The 21034-nt window shown below is 57.3% G+C and carries 21 protein-coding genes; 9 read left to right on the top strand and 12 right to left on the bottom strand.

Going from position 1 to position 21034, the window contains the following annotated elements; all coding sequences use genetic code 11:
* Positions 1-2 precede the first annotated feature (2 nt).
* The 4 genes from A3850_RS17965 to A3850_RS17980 form a co-directional block, all read right to left on the bottom strand.
* Positions 3-740: a (Fe-S)-binding protein gene (locus A3850_RS17965; RefSeq protein WP_068220452.1), complete on the bottom strand. Its 738-nt coding sequence runs from the start codon at positions 738-740 to the stop codon at positions 3-5.
* 165 nt (positions 741-905) lie between these two features.
* Positions 906-1103: a hypothetical protein gene (locus tag A3850_RS17970; RefSeq protein ID WP_068220455.1), complete on the bottom strand. Its 198-nt coding sequence runs from the start codon at positions 1101-1103 to the stop codon at positions 906-908.
* Positions 1090-1308, bottom strand: coding sequence for a hypothetical protein (locus A3850_RS17975; RefSeq protein ID WP_068220458.1), 219 nt, complete (start codon positions 1306-1308; stop codon positions 1090-1092). The genes A3850_RS17970 and A3850_RS17975 overlap by 14 nt, the downstream gene beginning before the upstream one ends.
* Before the next feature lie 348 nt (positions 1309-1656).
* Complete coding sequence (locus A3850_RS17980) at positions 1657-2676, bottom strand: hypothetical protein (protein ID WP_068220461.1); 1020 nt, start codon at positions 2674-2676, stop codon at positions 1657-1659.
* A 501-nt stretch (positions 2677-3177) separates the two neighbouring features.
* On the opposite strand from A3850_RS17980, the gene A3850_RS17985 reads away from it, so the two are divergent.
* On the top strand, positions 3178-6291 hold the full coding sequence (locus A3850_RS17985) for a DNA polymerase III subunit alpha (protein ID WP_076639980.1): 3114 nt from the start codon (positions 3178-3180) through the stop codon (positions 6289-6291).
* 2 nt (positions 6292-6293) lie between these two features.
* Here the strand turns inward: A3850_RS17985 and A3850_RS20540 are convergent, their stop codons facing one another.
* Both A3850_RS20540 and A3850_RS17995 read right to left on the bottom strand, forming a co-directional pair.
* Entirely contained in the window at positions 6294-6905 is a 612-nt protein-coding gene (locus A3850_RS20540; RefSeq protein ID WP_068220467.1) for a CatB-related O-acetyltransferase, read from the bottom strand.
* Positions 6906-7088: 183 nt separating this feature from the next.
* Positions 7089-8036, bottom strand: a complete 948-nt coding sequence (locus A3850_RS17995; RefSeq protein ID WP_068220470.1) for a winged helix-turn-helix domain-containing protein — start codon at positions 8034-8036, stop codon at positions 7089-7091.
* 129 nt (positions 8037-8165) lie between these two features.
* Here A3850_RS17995 and A3850_RS18000 point away from each other — a divergent pair, with 129 nt between their 5' ends.
* On the top strand, positions 8166-9119 hold the full coding sequence (locus tag A3850_RS18000) for a hypothetical protein (protein ID WP_068220473.1): 954 nt from the start codon (positions 8166-8168) through the stop codon (positions 9117-9119).
* A gap of 78 nt (positions 9120-9197) precedes the next feature.
* Here A3850_RS18000 and purE read toward each other — a convergent pair whose 3' ends face one another.
* The 4 genes from purE to A3850_RS18020 all read right to left on the bottom strand — a co-directional run bounded on the left by purE (position 9198) and on the right by A3850_RS18020 (position 12714).
* Positions 9198-9692 (bottom strand): 5-(carboxyamino)imidazole ribonucleotide mutase, encoded by a 495-nt coding sequence (purE, locus tag A3850_RS18005; protein ID WP_068220476.1) that lies wholly within the window; start codon positions 9690-9692, stop codon positions 9198-9200.
* Between the two features lie 97 nt (positions 9693-9789).
* Positions 9790-10185: a four helix bundle protein gene (locus A3850_RS20640; protein ID WP_068220479.1), complete on the bottom strand. Its 396-nt coding sequence runs from the start codon at positions 10183-10185 to the stop codon at positions 9790-9792.
* A 115-nt stretch (positions 10186-10300) separates the two neighbouring features.
* Entirely contained in the window at positions 10301-11014 is a 714-nt protein-coding gene (locus tag A3850_RS18015) for an NUDIX domain-containing protein (protein WP_068220481.1), read from the bottom strand.
* A 242-nt stretch (positions 11015-11256) separates the two neighbouring features.
* A complete protein-coding gene (locus A3850_RS18020) occupies positions 11257-12714 on the bottom strand; it encodes a nicotinate phosphoribosyltransferase (protein WP_068220483.1) in 1458 nt (485 codons plus the stop codon).
* Positions 12715-12744: 30 nt separating this feature from the next.
* On the opposite strand from A3850_RS18020, the gene modA reads away from it, so the two are divergent.
* Both modA and A3850_RS18030 read left to right on the top strand, forming a co-directional pair.
* Complete coding sequence (gene modA, locus A3850_RS18025) at positions 12745-13584, top strand: molybdate ABC transporter substrate-binding protein (RefSeq protein ID WP_082921950.1); 840 nt, start codon at positions 12745-12747, stop codon at positions 13582-13584.
* Between the two features lie 151 nt (positions 13585-13735).
* Positions 13736-14014, top strand: coding sequence for a hypothetical protein (locus A3850_RS18030; RefSeq protein ID WP_068220486.1), 279 nt, complete (start codon positions 13736-13738; stop codon positions 14012-14014).
* Between the two features lie 99 nt (positions 14015-14113).
* Here the strand turns inward: A3850_RS18030 and A3850_RS18035 are convergent, their stop codons facing one another.
* On the bottom strand, positions 14114-15604 hold the full coding sequence (locus A3850_RS18035; RefSeq protein WP_068220490.1) for a family 20 glycosylhydrolase: 1491 nt from the start codon (positions 15602-15604) through the stop codon (positions 14114-14116).
* A 44-nt stretch (positions 15605-15648) separates the two neighbouring features.
* Between A3850_RS18035 and A3850_RS18040 the strand changes: the two genes are divergently transcribed.
* Positions 15649-16335: a M15 family metallopeptidase gene (locus A3850_RS18040; protein WP_231915364.1), complete on the top strand. Its 687-nt coding sequence runs from the start codon at positions 15649-15651 to the stop codon at positions 16333-16335.
* An 87-nt stretch (positions 16336-16422) separates the two neighbouring features.
* On the opposite strand, the gene A3850_RS18045 is transcribed toward A3850_RS18040, so the two are convergent.
* Entirely contained in the window at positions 16423-18435 is a 2013-nt protein-coding gene (locus A3850_RS18045) for a tetratricopeptide repeat protein (RefSeq protein ID WP_068220494.1), read from the bottom strand.
* A 104-nt stretch (positions 18436-18539) separates the two neighbouring features.
* Between A3850_RS18045 and surE the strand changes: the two genes are divergently transcribed.
* The 4 genes from surE (at position 18540) to A3850_RS18065 (ending at position 20957) form a co-directional block, all read left to right on the top strand.
* Complete coding sequence (surE, locus tag A3850_RS18050) at positions 18540-19316, top strand: 5'/3'-nucleotidase SurE (protein WP_068220496.1); 777 nt, start codon at positions 18540-18542, stop codon at positions 19314-19316.
* Positions 19317-19406: 90 nt separating this feature from the next.
* Positions 19407-19775, top strand: a complete 369-nt coding sequence (locus tag A3850_RS18055) for a hypothetical protein (RefSeq protein ID WP_068220499.1) — start codon at positions 19407-19409, stop codon at positions 19773-19775.
* A 158-nt stretch (positions 19776-19933) separates the two neighbouring features.
* Positions 19934-20236: a hypothetical protein gene (locus tag A3850_RS18060; protein WP_068220502.1), complete on the top strand. Its 303-nt coding sequence runs from the start codon at positions 19934-19936 to the stop codon at positions 20234-20236.
* A 34-nt stretch (positions 20237-20270) separates the two neighbouring features.
* Positions 20271-20957 carry a spermidine synthase gene (locus A3850_RS18065; protein WP_068220505.1) on the top strand — a complete coding sequence of 229 codons (687 nt, stop codon included), beginning with the start codon at positions 20271-20273 and terminating at the stop codon, positions 20955-20957.
* The last annotated feature ends 77 nt before the right edge of the window (positions 20958-21034 follow it).

A 21034-nucleotide genomic window follows, 5' to 3' on the forward strand; every position in this document is an offset into this window, starting at 1 on the left:
GACTAGGCATTCGCATTGAGGATCTCCGCCACGTGCATCACTTTCAGGGGCTTGCCTTCCCGGCGGATGAGGCCTTCCATGTGCATCAGGCAGGACATATCGCCAGAGGTGATGATCTCCGAATTATTCTTGAGGTGGTCCCCAATTCGGTCGCGGCCCATCTTGGTGGAGAGCTCGGGCTCGTTGACGGAAAAGGTACCCCCGAAACCACAGCATTCGTCGGTGCGATCGAGCATAACGAGTTCGATGTCCTTTACCAAACTCAGCAGGTAATTGTAGTGGCTGAACGCCGCCCCCACGCGCTCCGAACCCTGGCCGAGGCGCAGCCCCCGCAGCCCGTGGCAGCTATTGTGGACGCCGACGCGGTGCGGGAAACGGGCGTTGAGTTCAGTTACGTTGAGCACGTTGACGAGGAAGTCCGCCAGCTCAAATGTCTTGGCGCGCAGGGCGACCACTTCCGGGCTTTGTTCCAGCGTATCGTAGTGGTGGCGGATGTGGTACACGCAACTGCCACTGGGCCCGACGACGTAATCGAAACCACTGAACGTATCCACGAAATGCTCGTAGATCGGCCGCGCTTCGCTTTCCATGCCCGAGTTGGCGAGCGGTTGGCCACAACAGGTCTGCTCCTTCGGGAAGGTGACCGTGCACCCCAGTTTTTCCAGCAACTCCAGGGTAGCAATGCCCGCGTTCGGGTAGAACTGATCAATGTAACAGGGGATGAAAAGCGCAACGTTCATGATCGGGTAAGTCTGTGTCGGCTAATGTACGGTGAGCCCGCCGCCAAACCCTCCCGTGCTTACCCGTACAGCCGGTAAGCCTTACTGGCGCTTAGCAGTTGGGCGCTGCCGCAGGTGCAAAGCGAAGGAACGAGTAATCAGGACCGGGCGGATAGCAACGGACAACTACTCCGAAGTAGAGGAAGCCCGGTTACGGAGGTAAAGCGCCGCCACCAGGCAAACACCGATGAGGGCCGCGTTGAAGTACCAGGGTAGATCCCCACCGAACACCCCATACTTCAGGCCAAAGTAAAGACCGAAATAGACCAGGCTCATGGCGACGAAGGTCTTGGCCGAGGGCTTGTTCTCTTTAATCGGTTCCATGCTCATCGTTATTGGTGGGCCGGGTGAACTGCTTGCGGTACTTCCAGAGGGCGATCTCCGCCAGGATGACCGCTCCGATCAGGTAAAGATGCTGGCGGCCGGTCATGTTCTCCTGCCCAATGACGAAGTACTTGACGGCGAAGTAGAGAAGGACGGGCACCCAACTCACGTAGGGTAACCAGGAGGGAGGCGATTGATCCTGCATGCGCCAAAGGTAATTATTGCGGTGGCAACTGAGTGGAGCATTCTAAGCTATGCTTGTACAATACTCACGCCGACAACCCTTGCCCGTACAATAAAAAGGGCCCAAGCGCTTAGCGCCTGGGCCTACTATACGACTGTGTTGTCCACAGCGTCTCTCATGAAAAATAAACCTAATCTTGCAGGCTCCTTTAGAACCTTGGCGCAAATATAATATAGCTTCATAACCAAAAACGGTTAAATTAACGGGAATTTCATATTTTGTTTTTGTACATATCAGTACCCGTAGGTACTAACATATAATCCACGAAACCATAACAATGTGCTTCCTTGATTTTGAACGGTCAACTATCTAAAATAGGACGCTAGCAGCCTGGCTCCGTTCCCGCGCGATCTGGACCTGCTGCCGTAGTTGCCAGAAGTAGCGGGTGGTGTACTTCCCGGTATCCTTGTTCAGGCTGTTGCCCGTTCTGGCCAGGCGGTCGAACCATTTTTTGGCGTCGGTCAGGACGCGGCTGTCGTCACTCATGACGTAGTTGGGGCTCATCAGCGTACTGAACAGGGCGTTCTTTTCGACGGAGGTAACGATCACCGACCCATTCGTGTGGGAGAGCTCGTTGTGGAAGACCTGGAAGTCCGGACTATCCACAGTGGGTGTTTCCCCCAGTTTGAAGCGCTTACCGGCGCGGGTCATTGCTTCCAGGTGGCTGACGATTTCTTCCAGTTCGGTGAAGAGGAGGTCCGTCAGGTCCGGGTCCGTCAGCCGGCCCGTTTGTTGCATGTAGGTGATTTGCCGGAGGGTGACGTCCAGAATACCGATGGACCAGAGTTCCCGCCCGGCCATGGCATTGACGTTATCTACGATGGCATCGATGTGCGCATTCGTTTGGGGGGAGATCAGATCGGGGTGGAAGGTAAGGCCCTCCCATTTACGCAGGCGCCAGGTAGAAATACCGTAGGTAAACACTTTGAAGGCCCGTAGCGTAGGCGTCGCCATGGCATAAAAGATGGGAAGCTCAGGCGTGGCGAAATCGACCCAGACGCGGTCCAGGTCCGTGATCCATTTGGTGTGGCGGCTGAGGTTGGCGAAGTAGTCCTCGTCGTCGGAGGTCTCTTCGATGCTATTATAGTAGTAGATCAGAGGCACCTTGCTCATGTCGCGGCCTTCGTCCACCGGAACGCGGAAGGTGCGGGAGAGCAGGATAAGTTCTTCGGCCGTCAGGAAGGTATCCCCCCGCAATCTGCGGTAGACGGCGTCGCGGCCGATGTGGAGGGTTTCCCCCACCCCTTGAACCAGTTCACTACGGTTACGGAAGCGGGATTGTAAACGAGAAAGGAAGACTTGCTGGAAATTCCGAGGAGCAACACTCATCCGGAGGAAAACTTAAGCACCCGGAAACACCCCCAATCAGGGTACCATCGGGCAGTTCAGATTACCGGCCGCGCAGTACGATCAATCAATGACCACCACGCGGGCTGAAAACCGCTACCGGGAATGGCAACCATCGTTTGGTCGGCCCCGGTACCCGTTGGGACGGACTGACGCTAAAAGGTCACAATTTCAGCGATTTACGTAAACAAAAAAGCGCCCCGTGCCAGGGAGCGAGTTGGTCAGGCGCCATCATCTTAAAACAAAACGTAAAATATTACCATACTCAACTACAAAAAGCACTACTTTTACAACAAATAGTTTATTTTATCTTTTGATTCCTGACCGGCCTCTCCGGTTTCCGCTTGCTGTTTTACCAATTCACCCAGTCTACTAACTCGCTCAAACAACATGAATTTTCCTTTTTTGGCTCCGCCCGGTGCTTACGGTTGCCCCGTACCACCGGCCGTCCCGTGCTTCCCTGGCGCCTTAATGCCGTAGCGGATGCACCTGACTTGCCACACAGCCTTTAGCCTACGCTACGGTGTGCTTACTCCCGAGATGCTCGTCAACAAGGCCAGCGCCTGGGGGGTACAGACCCTCGCGTTGGCCGACGCCAACAACACCAGTTGCGCCGTCGAATTCGTTGACCGTTGCCGCAAGGCGGGGATCAAACCCATCCTGGGTATCTCCTTCTGGCGCGACGGGCAGTGGCTCTACACCGGCCTGGCCCGCAACGCCGAAGGGTGGCGTAACCTGTGTGCCTACCTCAGCAAGTACTCCCTGGCGGAGCAGCCCCTCCCCACCTGCCCGCCGCCCCTCGCCGATACCTGGATCATCTACCCCCGGCTCTGTAAGCCGATCCGCGACTTTAAGGATAACGAACTACTCGGCATCCGCCCCCAGCACGTGAACCGGCTCTTCAGCCACGAGCTGCGGAACTTCCAGCACAAACTCGTCGCGCTGGCCCCCGTACTTGGCATTACGGACGAGGACTACGCCCGCCACAAAACCTTACGGGCGATCGACCTTAATACCGTGCACACCAAACTTACCCCGAAGGACCTTGGTGGCAAGGGCGACCGCCTCCTTCCACCCGATACTTTTCGGGAGTTCTATAAGTCCTACCCCGCCATCCTGAAGAATACCCAACGGCTAATCGATACCTGTACGGCGGAGCTGGAGACGGGCATCCAGATCAACCGCCAGACCTTTACGGGGAGTAAGGACGGTGACTACTCCCTCCTCGAAAAACTCAGCCTGGCCGGGCTCCAACGCCGCTACCCACCCGGCAACCGCTTCCGGAAGGCCCGCCTACGGACCGAGAAAGAACTGCGGGTCATCAAGCAGCAGGACTTCTGCTCTTACTTCCTCATTACTTACGACATCGTCCGCTACGCTAGGGCTTCCGGCTACCAGCACGTGGGCCGGGGCTCCGGGGCCAATTCCATCGTGGCCTTCGCCATTGGTATTTCGGACGTGGATCCGTTGGAGCTCGACCTCTACTTCGAGCGCTTCATCAACCCCTACCGTGTCAGCCCACCCGATTTTGATATCGACTTCAGCTGGGACGAGCGGGACGACGTGATCGACTACGTCTTCAAGCGCTACGGGAAGGACCACACCGCCCTGCTGGCCACCTACTCCACTTTCAAGGGCCGGGCGGCACTCCGGGAGGTCGCCAAAGTGTACGGCCTGCCCAAGGAGGAGATTGATCTGCTCGTCCGTGATCCCCGCACCCGGGCGGCGGAGGACGAGAAGGCGGCCGAGGTCCTCAGTATTGCGATTGGTATCATCGGCCTGCCGAACCACCTGAGCATACACGCCGGGGGCATCCTCATCACCGAGAAACCGATCCACTACTACACGGCCCAGCGGATGATGCCGAAGGGCTTCCCCGTCGCCCACTGCGATATGTACCACGCCGAGGATATGGGCCTGCACAAGTACGACGTCCTGAGCCAGCGCGGATTGGGCCACCTCCGCTCGGCCGTCAACCTCGTCAAAAAGAACCAGGGGAAGGCAGTGGATATCTACGACCTCGATAAGGTGAAGAGTGACCCCAAGGTGAAGGCGATGCTCAAGGGCGGCCGCGCCATTGGTTGCTTCTACGTCGAAAGCCCGGCCATGCGGGGTTTGCTGACCAAGCTGGCTTGCGATAACTACGTCCACCTCGTCGCTGCGTCCAGCATCATCCGGCCCGGGGTGGCCAAGTCGGGGATGATGAAGGAATACATCCGCCGCTACCACAATCCCCATAGTTTTGAGTACATCGCGCCGGTCTTCGAGGAGCACCTCGGCGAAACTTTTGGGATCATGGTTTACCAGGAGGACGTGATGAAGATCGTCCACCACTTTGCGGGGCTGGACCTGGATGAGTCCGACATCCTCCGCCGCATCATGAGCGGCAAGAAACACAGCGGTGATACGCTGGACAACCTCCGGCAGAAGTTCTTCCTCGGCGCGGCGGAGTACGGGCATTCGGACGAGACGGCGGCGGAGGTCTGGCGCCAGGTCGAGTCCTTTTCCGGCTACAGTTTCTGCAAGGCTCACTCCGCCAGTTTTGCCGTGGAGAGTTTCCAGTCGCTTTACCTCAAGGCTTACCACCCGCTGGAATTCATCGTCGGCGTCATCAACAACTTTGGGGGGTTCTACAAGACGGAGTTCTACCTCCACGAAGCGCGGATGGACGGGGCCACCATTCACCCTCCCTGCATCAACCACTCCAATTACCTGACGACGCTGGAAGGGACGGATCTCTACCTCGGTTTTGGCCTGGTGAAGGGGCTGGGCGAAGGGATCGTCCTACAGATCATGGTGGAGCGGCGGCGGGGCGGGGCCTTTCGCGGGCTCACCGATTTTTGTAACCGCGTGGAAGTGGAGAGTACCCACCTCGATCTCCTCGTGCGTTGCGGTGCCTTTCAGTTTACGGGGCTGACCAAGTCGGAACTCCTGTGGGAAAAGAACGCCGTCTTCAATCCGAAGGCCAACCACGTCAAGGAGCCCGAGTTATTTGCCTCCGCAGCCCCGAAACAGTATTTCCACCTCGACCTTTCGCCGAACCACCGTCCCGGCCACCCGCTGAGCGCCCGGCAGTTCGACCAGGCGTTTGACGAGTTGGAGCTGCTCGGTTTTCCGCTTTGCTCTCCCTTCCTGTTGCTGAAGGAAACGGAGGTCCCCACCCGCAAACCAGCCATCGTGGAGGCTACTGGCTTACCGTCCGTCCTTTCCCGTACGGTGGCCACGGAGGAGTTAGCCGCTGCGTCCTTACCCGGCACCCGCGGCAGCGCCCAAATCAATAGTTGGGGGGACCGCAACCAACCGAACCGCCTGGCCAGTACGCGGGAGGGAGGCCACCTGACGCTGCGGGCTTATTTTGTGTGTGATAAACTCGTGCCCACCATCAAGGGCGACCGGATGAGTTTTGGTTGCTGGCTCGACGAGAACGGCCACTATTTCGACACCGTCCACTTCCCGGATAGCCTTCAGGCCTTCCCCTTCCGCGGGCCCGGCGTGTACCGGCTCTCCGGCCTCGTCAGCCGCGAGTTTGACTTCCCGAGCCTGGAAGTATACCGGATGGAACGGCTGGCTTATGCGGGGGATTTGCGGTTTGGGTGATCTCACTCCACGGGTGGCGTGGTGAGCTCCGAGACCCGCGCCGAAATTTCTTCCACGGGGAGATCCCACCACCGGGCGGCGAGTAGCTTTTCGATGATCGTATCGGAGAAGCGTTTTTGAATCACCCGGGCCGGGTTACCGCCAACGATGGTGTAGGGCGGCACGTCCTTTACTACCATCGCGTTGGTGGCGATGATGGCGCCGTCACCAATCGTCACTCCGGGCATAATGGTAGCTCCGTGCCCCAACCAGACGTCGTTACCAACCACCGTATTCCCCTTATTGGGGTAGGTCTTACCATCCATCGCCTCGCCCCAGTCTCCCCCAAAAATGGCGAAGGGGTAGGCGGAGACGGCCTCCGTGAGGTGGTTACCACCGTTCATAATAAAGCTTACGCCGGAAGCGATCATGCAGAACTTCCCGATGATGAGTTGGTCACCAATGAAATCGAAATGGTAGCGGACGTTACGCTCAAAGTTTTCCGGGTCCTCAAAATCATCGTAGTAAGTGTAGTCCCCCACAATGATATTCGGGTTCTTGATGATGTTTTTCAGGAACACCAATTTCTCGTGGCCGGGGAGCGGATAGGTAAGCTGCGGGTCGGGAGCGGGCATACGGTGGTTTTTTGGTCGCTGACGCGGGGTGGTAGTCTGTAGTCTGTAGTCTATAGTCTATAGTCTGCAGTGGCCGCCGTACTATAGACTACAGACTGTAGACTACAGACTATAAAAGCCCAGTTACGATATAAGCATACTAGCACAAAGCTAATCACAACGTATTCCACTTCGGCCAATACCCTAACCTTCTACCCTGAACCGATACCCGATACCGTGCACCGTTTGAATCTCCACGCCGGGTACTTCCTTGATCTTTTTTCGGAGCCGGGAGACGAAGACATCGAGGCTACGGCCGGTGAGGACGCCTTCTTCGCCCCAAACGGCTTCGTGAATCCGGGCGCGGGGCAACACCTCGTTGCGGTTATCGGAGAGGTATTCCAACAGCTTGGCTTCGCGAAAAGTGATCGTGTCTGCACCGGCAGCAGTGGATAGTTCCAGTGATTGGGGATCGAGGGAGCAGTGGTCGTTGATCCGGATCACGCCCGGCGTAGTACTCACTGCTTCGGGTTCAGCGATGCGGGGTGGAGCGACAACCGAGCCGTCCACCGGGGAAGGCGCGGAAGCGGTTGGGTGCTCTTCCACCAACCGGGACCGGCGAAAAGCCAGGCCAATGATCAACAAGAGGGCGCCGGCACCACCGAGCAGGTAGCGACCGGTCGGTGAGGGATTAGCCTGGGGGGAAGAAAAATACACCCGCGCGTTGGCGCAACGGGCTTCCTGGTCGCGGCCAATGCAGGCGGGCTGGCCACTGACCAATTCACCGGCAAAACCAGGCGCGGGGAAGGCCGAACCGAGGAATACTTCACCGGAGGCGCAGTCCGTAAGCGTAAGGCTGTACCCCTGGTTCAGACCCGCCTTGGCAAAGGTGATGGGCGCGGTAGCCGCTAGCAGATCGTAATCCACTTCGGCGGAGAGGCGTAAAAGGTAGCTGCCGTCTTCCCGCACTACGGCTGGGATCCGTGACGTGGAATCGCCCCGGGCCAACAGGTAGTCGTGGCCGAGTTGGCGAACCACCAAATCAAGGGTTACCGGTTGGTTTTCCCCCTCCGGCCAGAGGGCACCGGTGAGCGTCACCAATAGTAACGCCAGCCCGATTACCCGGCTTAATCTTAGGACCCACTGTTGCATAAGCACAAATTTACGGCCTTACCGGTGGGCGTAATGCCAGTAAACACAAGCCTTTACATACTTTTACATTCGTTGACGGGGCCGACCTTACCCGGCCTTTACCTTCGGGGCAACCAAAAAAACGAATCAATGTGTCGCTCCCTGCCCTTGGTACTATTCTTGCTTTTCACCACCTCCTTACTGGCACAACAAGCCAGGTTAACGATTGATGATTTGCTGGCCGACAACCCAATGGATGCCCTTAACCGGCCAATCTCAGAGCTCGTAATGCCGGGTGCCCTATTCCTGAGCAGTGACCAAGGCAAGACCTGGACGGATTTTACCGATGGCTTACCCGCCGACGCACTCAGCCTTCAACTACTGGACCACGAGGGCGATTTGTTCCTGACCACTTCGATGCACGGCCTTTTTACTTTGCCGGAGAATGAATGTGAATGGCGCCCGATCGGGGAGGGTTTACCCGACCCCAGGCACTTTACTTACGGGGCCATGGAAGCTCACGGAGACCATATGGTAATGGCAACTTTCCAGCACGGGATTTTCATTTCCGACGACCGGGGGGCGCACTGGAGGCGGCCCGTCCTCAATATCTCCAATCAACAAGTGATGTGTCTGGAATTTCACGACGGCGTGCTGTACGCCGGCACGGGCGCGGGCATTTGGCAATCACACGACTACGGTCGGAATTGGCAATTTAACGGCGGTGAAATGTTCCCCGTTTACGGCCTGCTTTCGCACAACGGCAGACTGGTCGTAGCCCAACAAAACGGGTTGGGCGTGGTGAATGGGAAGGACATATCCTGGTCTCCCGTTACTACCCAGACCGCCGTTACTCAGTTGCTCCCGGCGGGTGACTTCGTCTACGCCGTGACTGCTAGTCACGAAGTGTTCCGTAGTGAAAATGGCGGGGCGTGGGCCACTCCGGACGACAACTCCTCCACCCAAGCGGATCCGGACCCCATGACGCGGGCGCTGTGGAATGGCTTCTGGCCAGCCCTCCCGGTAAAATTGCCGAAAAACTACTCCACGCGTTTGGTGCCCGATGCGCGGGGATGGATGGCTTTGGTTAGGGGAGGGTGTTAGGGTTTTAGTCTGGAGTTTGGAGTCTATAGTCACCGCCGTTACTATAGACTACAGACTGTAGACTACAGACTTTCAGATCTACCCCTCCCAACCATCCCGCTCCAAACGATCGTATTTCACCTGTACGGCCGCGCGCAGACTTTCCTGATAATCGGCCATCTTTGTCCGGATGTTTTCGTCACTCGCACCGAGGATACGTGCAGCCAGAAGACCAGCGTTTTTCGCTCCGTCCAACGCGACGGTGGCGACGGGGATACCGCCCGGCATTTGTAGGATGGAAAGCACGGAATCCCACCCATCTATACTATTGCGGCTCTTGATTGGGACACCAATAACCGGCAGGGGTGAAAGGCTGGCAACCATACCTGGAAGATGAGCCGCACCGCCCGCACCGGCGATAATGACCTGAACGCCCCGACCAGCAGCAGCCTTCGCGTATTCAAAGAGCCGATCCGGCGTACGGTGAGCGCTGACGACGGTGACTTCGATCTCAATACCGAACTCAGTAAGGATTTCGGCGGCCTGGCGCATGATGGGAAGGTCGGAGTCGGACCCCATAATTATTGAAACCATCGAATTGATAATTTTTTATTTTGAATTTATTATTGAGAATTTGTGACGGACCAATCAGTAGACATCAATTTTTTAGAGGGCAGGTATTCCATTGATACTACCGAGGTGGGGTACGCTTAATTCTTTTGGCGGGGAGTTGCTTGCTTTCAACCTTTTTTACGGTTGCCATGAAAATCGCTACTAGTTGACCGGCTTCATCGAGGAGGGGGTCGGTTCTTTCCTGTGGGAAATATTGCATTTGTTGAATGTACCGTAATTCCGCCTGTGACTCCCGAAGTTCCTTTAGGAGTACCTTGATCTTGTGAATAAAATCTCTATCGGATTCCGCGGCTCTGGCTTCCGGGTAATGAAAGCCGGCGTGCGTTCCTGCTCTAAGCAACTGACCCGCTACGTGCCTTGAATCGAAATGCCCCAGCTTGTGTAACTCGCGACAGAGATACGTGCAACGAACCGCGAAATCGATCAGTCTCGTCTCCAATTCATTGGCCGTCATAAAGCATTATCGTTTAAATTGATCGCAAGTCTACAAGTCACGCCTGTGACGCCTGTGACGCCTGTGACGTAAGCAAATTCTCAATTCTCAATCTCCAATTTAAAATTCTCAATTCTTAAATTTCAAAGTCCAATGCCCTTCTGAGCACTGCCCCATCCCGTTGGTCCGCCAGTTGTTTGTAGGCGGCTTCGTTGAAGCGGTAGAGGACGGCCGGGCGGTGCGCCACGTTTTTCTGGCGGCCAACTTCTTCCAGGATGCCAGTGCGGAGGATGCGGGTGCGGAAATTGCGCTTGTTGAAGGCCTCCACGTTGAGGACGGTTTCGTAGAGTTGCTGCAACTGGCCGAGCGTAAACTCTTCGGGAAGCAGCTCAAAACCAATGGGTTGGTAGCGCACTTTGGCAGCTAAACGGTTGACGGCCATCTTGATGATCTCGTCGTGGTCGAACGCCATATCCGGGATCTTATTGACGGGGAACCATTCGGCGCGGGTGGCATCAGAGGAAGCTACGGCAGGGTGGTCCTGCAAGTTGACGAGGGAGAAATAAGCGACGGAAATTACGCGGCCGCGGGGGTCACGATCGGGTGTCCCGTAGGTATAGAGTTGCTCTACGTATAGGTCCTTTACGCCAGTCTCTTCCTCCAGTTCGCGGAGGGCGGCGGTCTCGAGGGTTTCGTCCATATCCACGAAGCCGCCGGGGAGGGCCCAGTGGCCTTTATACGGTTCGCCCCCCCGCTCGATGAGCAGGATCTTTAGTTCGGAACCGCCATCGTAACCGAAAACGACAATGTCGACGGTCACCGAAGGGCGGGGGTATTCGTAGGTGTACATAGGGGACTTAGTTTAGATATGGCGCTAAGATAAGGGGGCGGGGCTTAGGGGAGGGGTTGTGAAGTGCGGCTCTAGTCACTACTCAATGGGGTAGCGTTTAGAATTTTGACTTGGGTTGAAGTGCTTGTGGATTGATTTGGGTGGGGTTCGATCAAAGCATAGCTAAGATGATTCTGGAGTATATCAGGACGGCTAAAGCCGTCCTTACTGGCGCCTTCGGCGGGTACGGCTGAAGCCGGACTCTACGGGTTTAGTAGGTCTACTTTCTGGTGGTATAGACTGGGATCAAGGCCATGGGGGAAGTTGGCGGGGTCATCCATGGAGGACCAGAGGCGCCAATTTTGGGTAGCCTTATCCCGGGTTTCTTGCAGGGTAGGTTGGGGGGCGATCAATTTCCCCTCCTCAAAGATGGGTTGAAGGAGGTCCACCCCCCGCAGCGGGCCGGGGTAACCAACGGTGCGCACCGCATCCGTGCCATCAACAAATTGGACGGCATCATCTGCCGGTACTCCCTGCAACTCATCGTACAGAACGCTGGCCTGAGGAAGTCCGTCCGGATCGAGGAAGCGGCGGATATTGAGTTTACCGGGGTTGCTCGTTTTGATGGCCGTCTCGGAGCGTTTGATTTTGGGTACCCAATTGCCCGCTTCATCCTGAAGGGCCGCCAATTTATAGACGCCACCGAGGGCGGGTTGGTCTTTGGCCGTAACGAGGTTGGTCCCGATGCCCCAAACGTCGATTCGCGCGCCACGGCTTTTGAGTTCCCGGACGGCGTATTCATCCAGGCTATCGGAGGCGACGATCTTAGCATCCGGGAATCCCCCTTCGTCGAGGAGGGCACGGGCTTTGATGGAAAGATCTGCCAGGTCACCACTATCGAGGCGGATACCGAGCATCTCGTGGCCCCGCCCCCGGAGTTCCAGACCGACCTGGATGGCTTTTTTCACCCCCTCCACGGTATCGTAGGTGTCCACTAAAAAGGTACAGTTGTTGGGCATCGCGGCGGCGTAGGCTTCGAAGGCCTCCCGTTCTTCGGGGAAGGCCATCACCCAAGCGTGTGCGTGGGTACCCTTCACGGGAATATTGTAGTAGCGGCCGGCCCAGACGTTGCTCGTCGCATCGCACCCACCTACGTAGGCAGCGCGGCTGGCCGTTAGCCCACCGTCGATACCCTGGGCGCGGCGGAGGCCGAATTCCAGTACGGTATCGTCGCCGGCAGCCTCCTTGATCCGAGCGGCTTTGGTAGCGATGAGGGTGGAGAAGTTCATGACTGTCAGCAGGGCAGTCTCCAGTAGTTGGGCCTGGATGAGTGGGGCTTCGATCCGCAGCAAAGGTTCGTGCGGTAGCGCGATCTCCCCTTCCGGGATGGCGTGGATCGTGCCCGTGAATTTCATCCGCTGTAAGTAGTTGAGGAAAGGTTCCTTGAATAAAGGTTCCCCGTTCGCTCCCTTCAGCCGGCCGAGGTACTGTACGTCATCCGCCGAAAAATGCAGACCTTTGATGAGGTCGATGGCCAGGGGCAGTCCTGCAGCGAGGGCGAAGTCCCCTCCAAAGGGTGCCTTGCGGAAGAACAGGTGAAAGATGGCCTTGCGCTCGTGCATCCGTTGCTGGTAGTAACCGGCGGCCATCGTGAGTTGGTAGAGGTCCGTCAACAACCCGAAGTCAGGGCGGTAAACCGTAGCGAGGTGGGAGTGGGACATGGTAGTTAGTTTAAATTTTAAGTAAAGTTAATGACTGCTAGCTTCCCGGACAAGTTTTTCGGCATCCTATTCCAAAGTCAGCCCGTTAGTAACCGCCACGGATGGGTGCTAATCTCCGCACTCCTGGTATTCGTTACTTCCTGCGGACCAGCCCCCGATTCCCCCACCCTGACCATCGCCGCCGCCTCCAGCCTCCGCCCCGCCCTCGAAAATATTGTGGATGAATACGAACGGGAAACGGGCACGACCTGCGAGATCGTTTACGGCTCCTCCGGAAAACTCACGGCTCAAATCTTAGCCGGCGCGCCCTACGACGTTTTCCTCTCCGCAAGCGACCTCTACACCGAGCAACTACAACAAAAAAACCGGACCGGCGGCCCCGCCCAGTTCATCGCCAGCGGCCAGCTTGCCATTTGGTCCTACAGTGAACGTTACGACTCGACCTGGCTCCAGTATCACTCCCCCGCTCCCGGCCGCATCGCCATCCCCAACCCCACCACGGCCCCCTACGGCATCGCCGCCATCGACTACCTGAAGGGCGCCGGCCTCTATCAGGATCTATCAGACCAACTCGTCTACGGCGAAAGCGTAGGGCAAACGGCCCAATTCATCCAATCCGGCGCCGCGGAAGTTGGCCTGGTTGCCCTTTCCATCCCCCTCAGCCTTCCGCCAGCGGAAAGGGGAAATGTCAGGAAGATCGAGCCGGAAACTCACCTACCCATTAAACACTGGGCGGTGACAATCAAGCGAAATGATACCCCTGCTGAGCAATCGGCTAAGCGGTTCGTTACTTTTTTACAGGAGGAGCGGGTGAAGGGGACTTGGGGGGAGTTTGGATTCCTCTTAGAGACCTTAGATCCTAGATTTTAGAAGTTAGACGGGATACATGAAGGCTCGATAGTTATCCGTCCCTTGCAGGTGGTAGTGAAATTTCTTCGGATTGGCGTTAAGAACGCTGCACTGTTCGAGCTGATACTGTTCTTGCCTGACACCAAAATCTTATGCAAACGCAGATCAGTGCTTGAAAAACAGATCGTTGAGCGAGTTTGCAGCGTTTAGCCAATCCGAAGAAATTTCACTACCACCTGCAAAGGACAAAGCTTTTGCTTCTTTTGGCTACAAAAGAAGTGGTGGAAAAGAAGTGGCTACAAAAGAAGTGACATTAAGCATCGACCTAAAGGTCGACGTACCGGAAGAGAACCCGGCCTGGAGGCCGGGAGCCGGAGGGCAAATTCGCGAGAAGCCACCTGCACAGGACAAAGCTTTTACTTCTTTTAGCTTCGCTGCTACTACGTGGTGACTACAAAAGAAGTGGCTACAAAAGAAGTTACGTTAAGCATCGACCTAAAGGTCGACGTACCGGAAAAAACCCGGCCGGAGGCCGGGAACCCCAACCCCACTACCGAAAAACCCGCGAATCATACGTCCCAATCCCCTGCTCCTTCAACCACCCCTGGTGCACCTTCAACCGCTCCACGAATGGTGCGTACTGCCGCTTCATTTGGTAACTCCAACCCACCTCCGCGAGGGCGGGCAAACGGGGGAAGACGAGGTAATCAATATCCTCCAACGAGCGGACGGTCTCACTCCAGAGAGGCGCTTCGATACCGAGGATATCCTTTTCCGTTAAGCCGTCCACCAGCGTACCGGGGTCCCAGTTGTAGGCATCGTCCACTTCGATGTAGGCGGCCCAGTGGAGGCCGATCCGGCTGAGGGAATCGTACTGCATATCGAGGTAAGTGCGCTTGGCGAGACTGAACAATACTTTGTTCCCCGCTTCCTTCGCTTTGAGGGCGTACTCGGTATGGTTCCAGAGTTGCACGACGGAGCCTTCGGCCAATCCGGCTACGGCTACCTCGTCCCAACCAATGGATTTTTTCCCGTGCTTCAGTACGATATCCTGCGCGCGGCGAATCAGCTTTACGTAATCGTCGTGCGGCGTTACGCTACTCTCGTCGCCGCCAATGTGAAAGTACGGGCCGGGCGTGATGGCACTGATCTCCCGGACCACGTCGTCGATGAATTCGTAGGTCACTTCTTTATTGGCATCCAGCGTGGAGAAACCCACCTTTGTGCCGAAGTAGGGGTCCCGCGCTTTACCGTCGCCGTTCAGTTCGGCGTAGGCGTTGAGGGCGGCATTGGTGTGGCCGGGCATGTCAATCTCCGGCACGACGGTGATACCGCGGGCGGCGGCGTAGTTCACGATCTCCGTGTAGTCCTCCTGAGTGTAGTAACCACCGGGCGTACCATCCACCTCAAACCGGCCACCGATCTCGGCGAGGCCGGGCCAGGATTTGATTTCAATCCGCCACCCCTGGTCGTCCGATAAGTGGAGGTGCAGGTGGTTAATCTTGTAGGGAGCGATCCGGTCAATCACCTGCTTCACTGTATCCACGCCGAAAAAGTGGCGGGCCACGTCCAGCATGAAGCCCCGGTAAGCGTAGCGGGGTTGGTCCGTAATCGTCCCAGCGGGGAGGAAGATCCCCCGTTCGGTATTCGGGCTGAACTCAACGACTTGCACCAGCGTGATGGCCCCGTTCAGCAGCCCCGCGGCGGCTTTGGCCGTGATGGTAATTCCTTCCGCGGAGATGTCCAGCAGGTAGGCTTCGTTTGGCAGCGTCAGGCTGGGGTCGAGGCTGGTGGCCAGCGGCAGCATCCCCAGATCACGGCTCCTCAGGTAATCCATCGCACCCGCGTCAGCGCCCGAATTACCTGCCGCTGCGTCGCCGTCGGTATCCACCCATAGGTAACCGTCGCGGCTGCTCATCTCGAAGGGCAGGGGTATGATCGGCAGGTCCGCCAACGGTGCCATGGCCGGGGCGGGCGGGATGGCATCGCCCCCACAGGAGAACAACAAAAAGGCGAGGCAACAGAGGGAAAGCAGGCGCATGGGTCGAGATTTGAAGGGCAAGATAAGGTACCTTCGCGGCTACCATGATGAAGTTTTTGCCCCTGCTTTTTGTCCTCGCCGCCTGCACCAATGGCGAGCCCACTCCCCCACCGGTCCTGCAAGCCGGGTTCCCCATCGAGGTACCGCCGCCACCACCGCCACCCGCGCCAGTCTACGATTACGATACGACGCAGTGGCTGGAAATGACGGACCTCGAGCCCACCATCCGCCTCGATCTCCGCTACGCCACGGCCAATAATTTCATGAAGACCAAGATCTACGATTGCGCCCGTTGCTTCTACCGGCCCAAAGTTGCCAGGGCGCTGGCGCAGGTGCACAGGAAGTTGGGGGAACAAGGACTGGGCCTAAAAATGTACGACTGCTACCGGCCAGGACCGTACCAACAACGGCTCTGGGACGTCCTCCCCGACGCCCGCTACGTCGCCAACCCCAAACGCGGTAGCCTCCACAGCCGCGGCGCCGCCGCCGACCTAACGGTAGTGGACCTCACCACCGGCGAAGAACTCGACATGGGTACCGGCTACGATTTCTTCGGCGTGAAAGCCTACACCACCACGACCAACCTACCGGCCAACGTACTCGCCAATCGGAAACTTTTCCAGGAAGCCATGCGCGCCGAAGGTTTCGGAACGATTCGGACGGAATGGTGGCACTTTAACTTTCTCGGCCCGCGGTATGAGTTATCGGATTGGGTTTGGGGGTGTGAGTGAATTGGTATTTTGGTGCTTTAGCTTCGCTGCTACTTCGTGGTGGTATTTTGGTGCTTTGGCTTGCGGGAGACTACGCCAGATTTACCATCACTGTCCGCGTTCCTTTACAATCTCCGGACGGATCCGTTGAGCCGCAGCGAACCGCTCCTGGGCCTCCGCCTCGCGGCCGGCGTTGAAGAGGGCCATCCCGTAGTTCCATTGAGCATCCGCATCGTTGGGGCGGACGGCCGCGGCGCGCTCAAAGAAGCCTACAGCCTCCTCCGTCTTGCCCGACACCCCAGAGGTGACGCCGAGTAAGCGCAAGGTTTCGTAATCCATCGGCCGCAGTTGTTCGGCTTCGCGGAGGTAGCGGTAGGCGCCTTCGATGTCGCCACGCTGCTCCCCGGCGGTTCGGCCACCGGCGCGCAGGGCAAGTATGAGATTGTCCTCGGCGGGTTGGTAGCTTGGGTCGAGCTCGAGTACCTTTTTGTAGGTGGTGATGGCGGCATCGTAGTCCTCCAGCAACAATTCGGCGTTACCGCGCAGCAGGTAGGCATTCCGGTAGGTGGGGTGGATTTCGATGGCTCGGTTCAGGTCGGTGATGGAGGTCGTCAGGAGTTCCTTTTGTCCGGGCTTCGCGGCGTCTGTCAGGCTTTGGTAGTAGTCCACCCGGGCCCCGCCGGCGGCGTTCAGTAGCTTGGCGGAGTTGGGTTGCTTTTTCACGTCGGTGGTAAAGAGGGTGTAGTTATCCTTCCAGTCCGGATTACGCAGTAGCGTCAGGACCGAGAAGACGGCCACCACGGCGACGCCGGCCCACGCCAACTTACCACCGTACTTCCGGGCTAGCAACTGTAGTCCGTAGCCCACCGCAAAGGCCCAGCCCAAGCTCGGGAAGAAGAGAAAACGTTCCGAAAGCAGCGTCCCGACGGAGAAAGGAATATTACTCGCCACGCTGATTCCGGAGAGGTATAGCAGGATCCCAAAAGCTAACGGCCGGTGGGTTTTCCACTTCAGGAGGGCAAAGGCCGCTAGCCCGAGGTGAACCAGTAAACCAATCCACGGGCCGATGTTGCCCCAGGTCTGCAGGGGGATGGAAACCGGGTAGTAATCGTGCACCAGGTTGACGGGCAGGAAAATCAGTTTCAGGTAGAGTAAAAGGGTGTAGCAACCGGTGGCGACCCTTTCGGCCAAGGGGATTTCCCGCCAGATGCCGTTCCACCACTCCACGAAGGGATTGTTCATGAGTTCGAGGATGGGGGCTCCCGAAGCGTCCGGGAGGATAGCGCTGCGCACGGCCAAGTACCCAAAGGCAGCGACGGCGGCGGGAGCAACGTATTTTAGTCCGGACCAATTCACGCCGTTTTTCGCCGGTCCACCGTCCCTTTTTACCGGTGGAAAGAGAAGTACTGCAGCCGGCAGCACGGCCAGGTAGGTGAAGGCGGTTTCTTTGCTCAGGCACCCCAGACCCATCGCCACGGCACCCGCGGCAGCGCCCAGCCAGCTTTTATCACGCGCCGCGCGCCAGACCAGCCAGGTGGCCAGCGCGGAAAAGAGCAACGCCGCAATCTCGTCGCGACCCTTAATGTTGGCCACGGCCTCGGTGTGGATGGGGTGAGCTGCAAACAGCCCCACGATCAGCAGCGGCAACCACCAGGCGTAGCCCCTGTTTTTGAGTAGGCCGGTCACGAAATACAGCAGGAGCGCCAAGAGAGCTCCGTACCAGACGACGTTGAAGAAGTGGCCGATGAATGGGCCCGGACTCACCTGCTGCTCCACGGCAAACAGCGCCAGCGTCAACGGCCGGTAACGCCCGCCGGTGACGAGGTTGGCCTTGGACTCATCCTCGAAAAAGCCGTAAAAAGTATCGTAGGCAAAGATGTCGCCAATGCCCGCCGTCCCCTTTTGTACGAGGGCATTGTCGGTGATGACGATGGCGTCGTCCACCGTAAAATCGTGGCCCAAGGTGTTGCCGTAGAGCACGAAGGCGAAGAGGAACAAGGCCGCGGCCTGCACGACCGGGCGTTGGAACCAAGCGGGCGCCGCCGTAGACACAACGATGGGTGCTGACTCAATCTTGGAAAGAGGGGAAACGGGAGCTTTCCGTTTTGACTTTTTCGCCATGGAACGAAAGTAGCCCATAAATGGGATTCTGCAGATTGCGGGGCGGGCCCCGAACCAATCAGGACTTGGTTCCTTTGGTTAACTCACGCACTAAAGAAAAATCTATGCCCCTGATCCTGGTAACGAACGATGATGGCATCACCGCCGGCGGTATCCGCGAACTCGTAGCGATCGCCCGCACCTTCGGCGAAGTCATCGTTGTGGCGCCGGATAGCCCCCAATCCGCCCAGGGCCACGCCATCACGATCGAGACGCCCATTTTCGTAAGGGAATCGGACGTGTTCGGCCCCGACGTCAAAGCCTTTGAATGTAGCGGCACGCCGGTGGATTGCGTCAAGATCGCCAAGAGCGTTTTGCTGGAAGGGCGGACGCCGGACCTCTGCGTATCGGGCATCAACCACGGGAGCAACGCGGCGGTGAATATCATCTATTCCGGTACGATGTCCGCCGCCATGGAGGCCAGTCTGGAAGGGGTACCGAGCATCGGCTTTAGCTACCTCGATTACGCCGCGGACGCCGACTTCAGCGTCTGCCGCCCCTACGTGGAAAAGATCATGCGCCAGGTGTTGGAAAACGGTATGGCCGGGGGCAGTCTCTACAACGTGAACATTCCCAAGCTGCCGGCCAGTGAGATCAAAGGCATCAAAGTATGCCGGCAGGCGGACGCCCGCTGGGTGGAAAAGTACCGGGCCGGCGAAGACCCCCGCGGCCGCCCCTATTACTGGCTGACGGGCGAATTCGTCAATAACGACCCGCACGAGGATGCTGACGCTAATGCACTATTGGCCGGATACGTCAGCCTGGTCCCAAGCCACCACGATCTTACGGATTACCGGACGTTTGAACGCCTGAAGAAGAATTTTAGTCGCGTAGTCGGGTAGTCGGGTAGTCGGGTAGTACGTTACTACCCGACTACGCTACTACCCGACTACAATACTAACAAAGTCGTGTAAAAACGTATATTCACAGCTATGAAGAAGCGTATCTGCCCGGAATGCGGCGAAGAATACACCGGCCGTTCGGACAAGAAATTCTGTTCCAGCCCCTGCCGCGCCGGTCATCACAACCGTAAGAACGCGGAGGATAATTCCTTTCAGCGGAGCATCAACAATATCCTGAAGCACAACCGTAACGTCCTGGCCGAGCTTAACCCGGACGGAAAGGCCAACGTGCGGAAGGATCGGCTGATCGACCGGGGCTTCAAGTTCCGCTACTTCACCAATCAGTATCGGACGAAGAACGATACGCTGTACCACTTCTGCTACGATTACGGCTACCGCGTGGAGAAGGCGGATAGCGACTGGGTGTTTCTGATTAAGCGGCAGGAGTACGTGGAGTGATTTAGTTGGGTAGTCGGGTAGTCGGGTAGTCGGGTAGTCGGGTAGTCGGGTAGTCCGCAATATTATTCAGCCTTTCAGGTTTTTCAACTAACTACTCTTTTAGCAGTCTTTCGTCTAAAGTCTTTCTTCTAGCCTCTTTCCTCTCCTCAAAGCAAGTAATGATTTCCAAGTACGATAATCTCCTGGTGGGCATGCTGGTTGCCATTGCCGTCGCCCTCATTGGCTACGCCCTTTGCGTGCAGGGGGTGGAGTCCGCCAACCAGCTCTTCGATATTTCGATGCAGTGGCGGCAGCGTTCCCTGGCTTTGATCGGTATCTGCCTGAACGTCATCCCTATGAACTACTTCCGCAAGAAGTACTGGAACAAGGCGCTGCGGGGGCTCGTGATCGGGACCTTTTTACTCGCCGTAGCCTGGTTTATTTACTTTGGCAATGACTTGCTGAACGGAGCGGCGACCTAAACACAGTCCTGGCCGCGGGACCTACCTTTGCGCCGTGGCGGTTACCATCCCCAAATACAAATACTGGCTGAGCCACCTTACGGAGCAGGTCCTGGAAACGGCTACCTCTCCGTACAATGACTACCTGCAGGTCAGCCTCGTCAGTGGCCGCCTGCAACTCGTTGCGGAGGACGCGATCTACAGCTTCGGTGATTACTACCTCAACTTCCGCAAAACATTCGACCGCTTCGTATTCGACGCCCTGCCGGAGGATGCGTCCGTACTCGTCCTCGGCCTGGGCCTGGGGAGTATTCCGGAGTTACTAGAGCGTCACCATGGTCTGAAGTACGAGTACGTAGCCGTTGAGATTGACCCGGTCATCATTGAACTGGCGTCCGACTATAGCTTGCCCGCGTTGCAATCCCCCATCGAAGTCGTGCAGGCCGATGCCTTCGCCTTTTTGCAGTTGGACGACCGGACCTACGACCTCATTTGCGTCGACGTTTTTCAGGATGCGGACATTCCCGACCACATCCTCACCCACGAGTTCCTGCACCTGCTGCAGGCCCGCCTCGCTAAAGGTGGAGCCCTCATCTACAACCGCCTGGCGGATACCGCTGAGCACCGGGAGGAAGCCCGGGTGTATTACGATGAGGTGTTCCGCATCACCTTCCCGGATGCCGGCGTCGTGGATACGGGGGGCAACTATATGTTGATCAACGAGGACGAGTTTATTAAATAGCTCGCGTCGTCGGACGATTCACCAGAAATAAGGCACAGCCGTTTCCTGGCTTCGTCCAACGACTTGAATAACTCAAA

It is taken from the genome of Lewinella sp. 4G2, assembly GCF_001625015.1.
Taxonomy (GTDB): domain Bacteria; phylum Bacteroidota; class Bacteroidia; order Chitinophagales; family Saprospiraceae; genus Neolewinella.

Excerpts from the sequence above, each read along its gene's own strand:
- A3850_RS18035 (WP_068220490.1), bottom strand. The coding sequence starts at position 15,604 with ATGCGCCTGCTTTCCCTCTGTTGCCTCGCCTTTTTGTTGTTCTCCTGT.
- A3850_RS18055 (WP_068220499.1), top strand. The coding sequence starts at position 19,407 with ATGAAGAAGCGTATCTGCCCGGAATGCGGCGAAGAATACACCGGCCGT.
- A3850_RS18060 (WP_068220502.1), top strand. The coding sequence starts at position 19,934 with ATGATTTCCAAGTACGATAATCTCCTGGTGGGCATGCTGGTTGCCATT.
- A3850_RS17965 (WP_068220452.1), bottom strand. The coding sequence starts at position 740 with ATGAACGTTGCGCTTTTCATCCCCTGTTACATTGATCAGTTCTACCCG.
- A3850_RS17970 (WP_068220455.1), bottom strand. The coding sequence starts at position 1,103 with ATGGAACCGATTAAAGAGAACAAGCCCTCGGCCAAGACCTTCGTCGCC.
- A3850_RS20540 (WP_068220467.1), bottom strand. The coding sequence starts at position 6,905 with ATGCCCGCTCCCGACCCGCAGCTTACCTATCCGCTCCCCGGCCACGAG.
- modA (WP_082921950.1), top strand. The coding sequence starts at position 12,745 with ATGACTGCTAGCTTCCCGGACAAGTTTTTCGGCATCCTATTCCAAAGT.
- A3850_RS18045 (WP_068220494.1), bottom strand. The coding sequence starts at position 18,435 with ATGGCGAAAAAGTCAAAACGGAAAGCTCCCGTTTCCCCTCTTTCCAAG.
- A3850_RS17975 (WP_068220458.1), bottom strand. The coding sequence starts at position 1,308 with ATGCAGGATCAATCGCCTCCCTCCTGGTTACCCTACGTGAGTTGGGTG.
- surE (WP_068220496.1), top strand. The coding sequence starts at position 18,540 with ATGCCCCTGATCCTGGTAACGAACGATGATGGCATCACCGCCGGCGGT.
- purE (WP_068220476.1), bottom strand. The coding sequence starts at position 9,692 with ATGGTTTCAATAATTATGGGGTCCGACTCCGACCTTCCCATCATGCGC.
- A3850_RS18040 (WP_231915364.1), top strand. The coding sequence starts at position 15,649 with ATGATGAAGTTTTTGCCCCTGCTTTTTGTCCTCGCCGCCTGCACCAAT.
- A3850_RS17980 (WP_068220461.1), bottom strand. The coding sequence starts at position 2,676 with ATGAGTGTTGCTCCTCGGAATTTCCAGCAAGTCTTCCTTTCTCGTTTA.
- A3850_RS18020 (WP_068220483.1), bottom strand. The coding sequence starts at position 12,714 with ATGTCCCACTCCCACCTCGCTACGGTTTACCGCCCTGACTTCGGGTTG.
- A3850_RS17995 (WP_068220470.1), bottom strand. The coding sequence starts at position 8,036 with ATGCAACAGTGGGTCCTAAGATTAAGCCGGGTAATCGGGCTGGCGTTA.
- A3850_RS18015 (WP_068220481.1), bottom strand. The coding sequence starts at position 11,014 with ATGTACACCTACGAATACCCCCGCCCTTCGGTGACCGTCGACATTGTC.
- A3850_RS17985 (WP_076639980.1), top strand. The coding sequence starts at position 3,178 with ATGCACCTGACTTGCCACACAGCCTTTAGCCTACGCTACGGTGTGCTT.
- A3850_RS20640 (WP_068220479.1), bottom strand. The coding sequence starts at position 10,185 with ATGACGGCCAATGAATTGGAGACGAGACTGATCGATTTCGCGGTTCGT.
- A3850_RS18000 (WP_068220473.1), top strand. The coding sequence starts at position 8,166 with ATGTGTCGCTCCCTGCCCTTGGTACTATTCTTGCTTTTCACCACCTCC.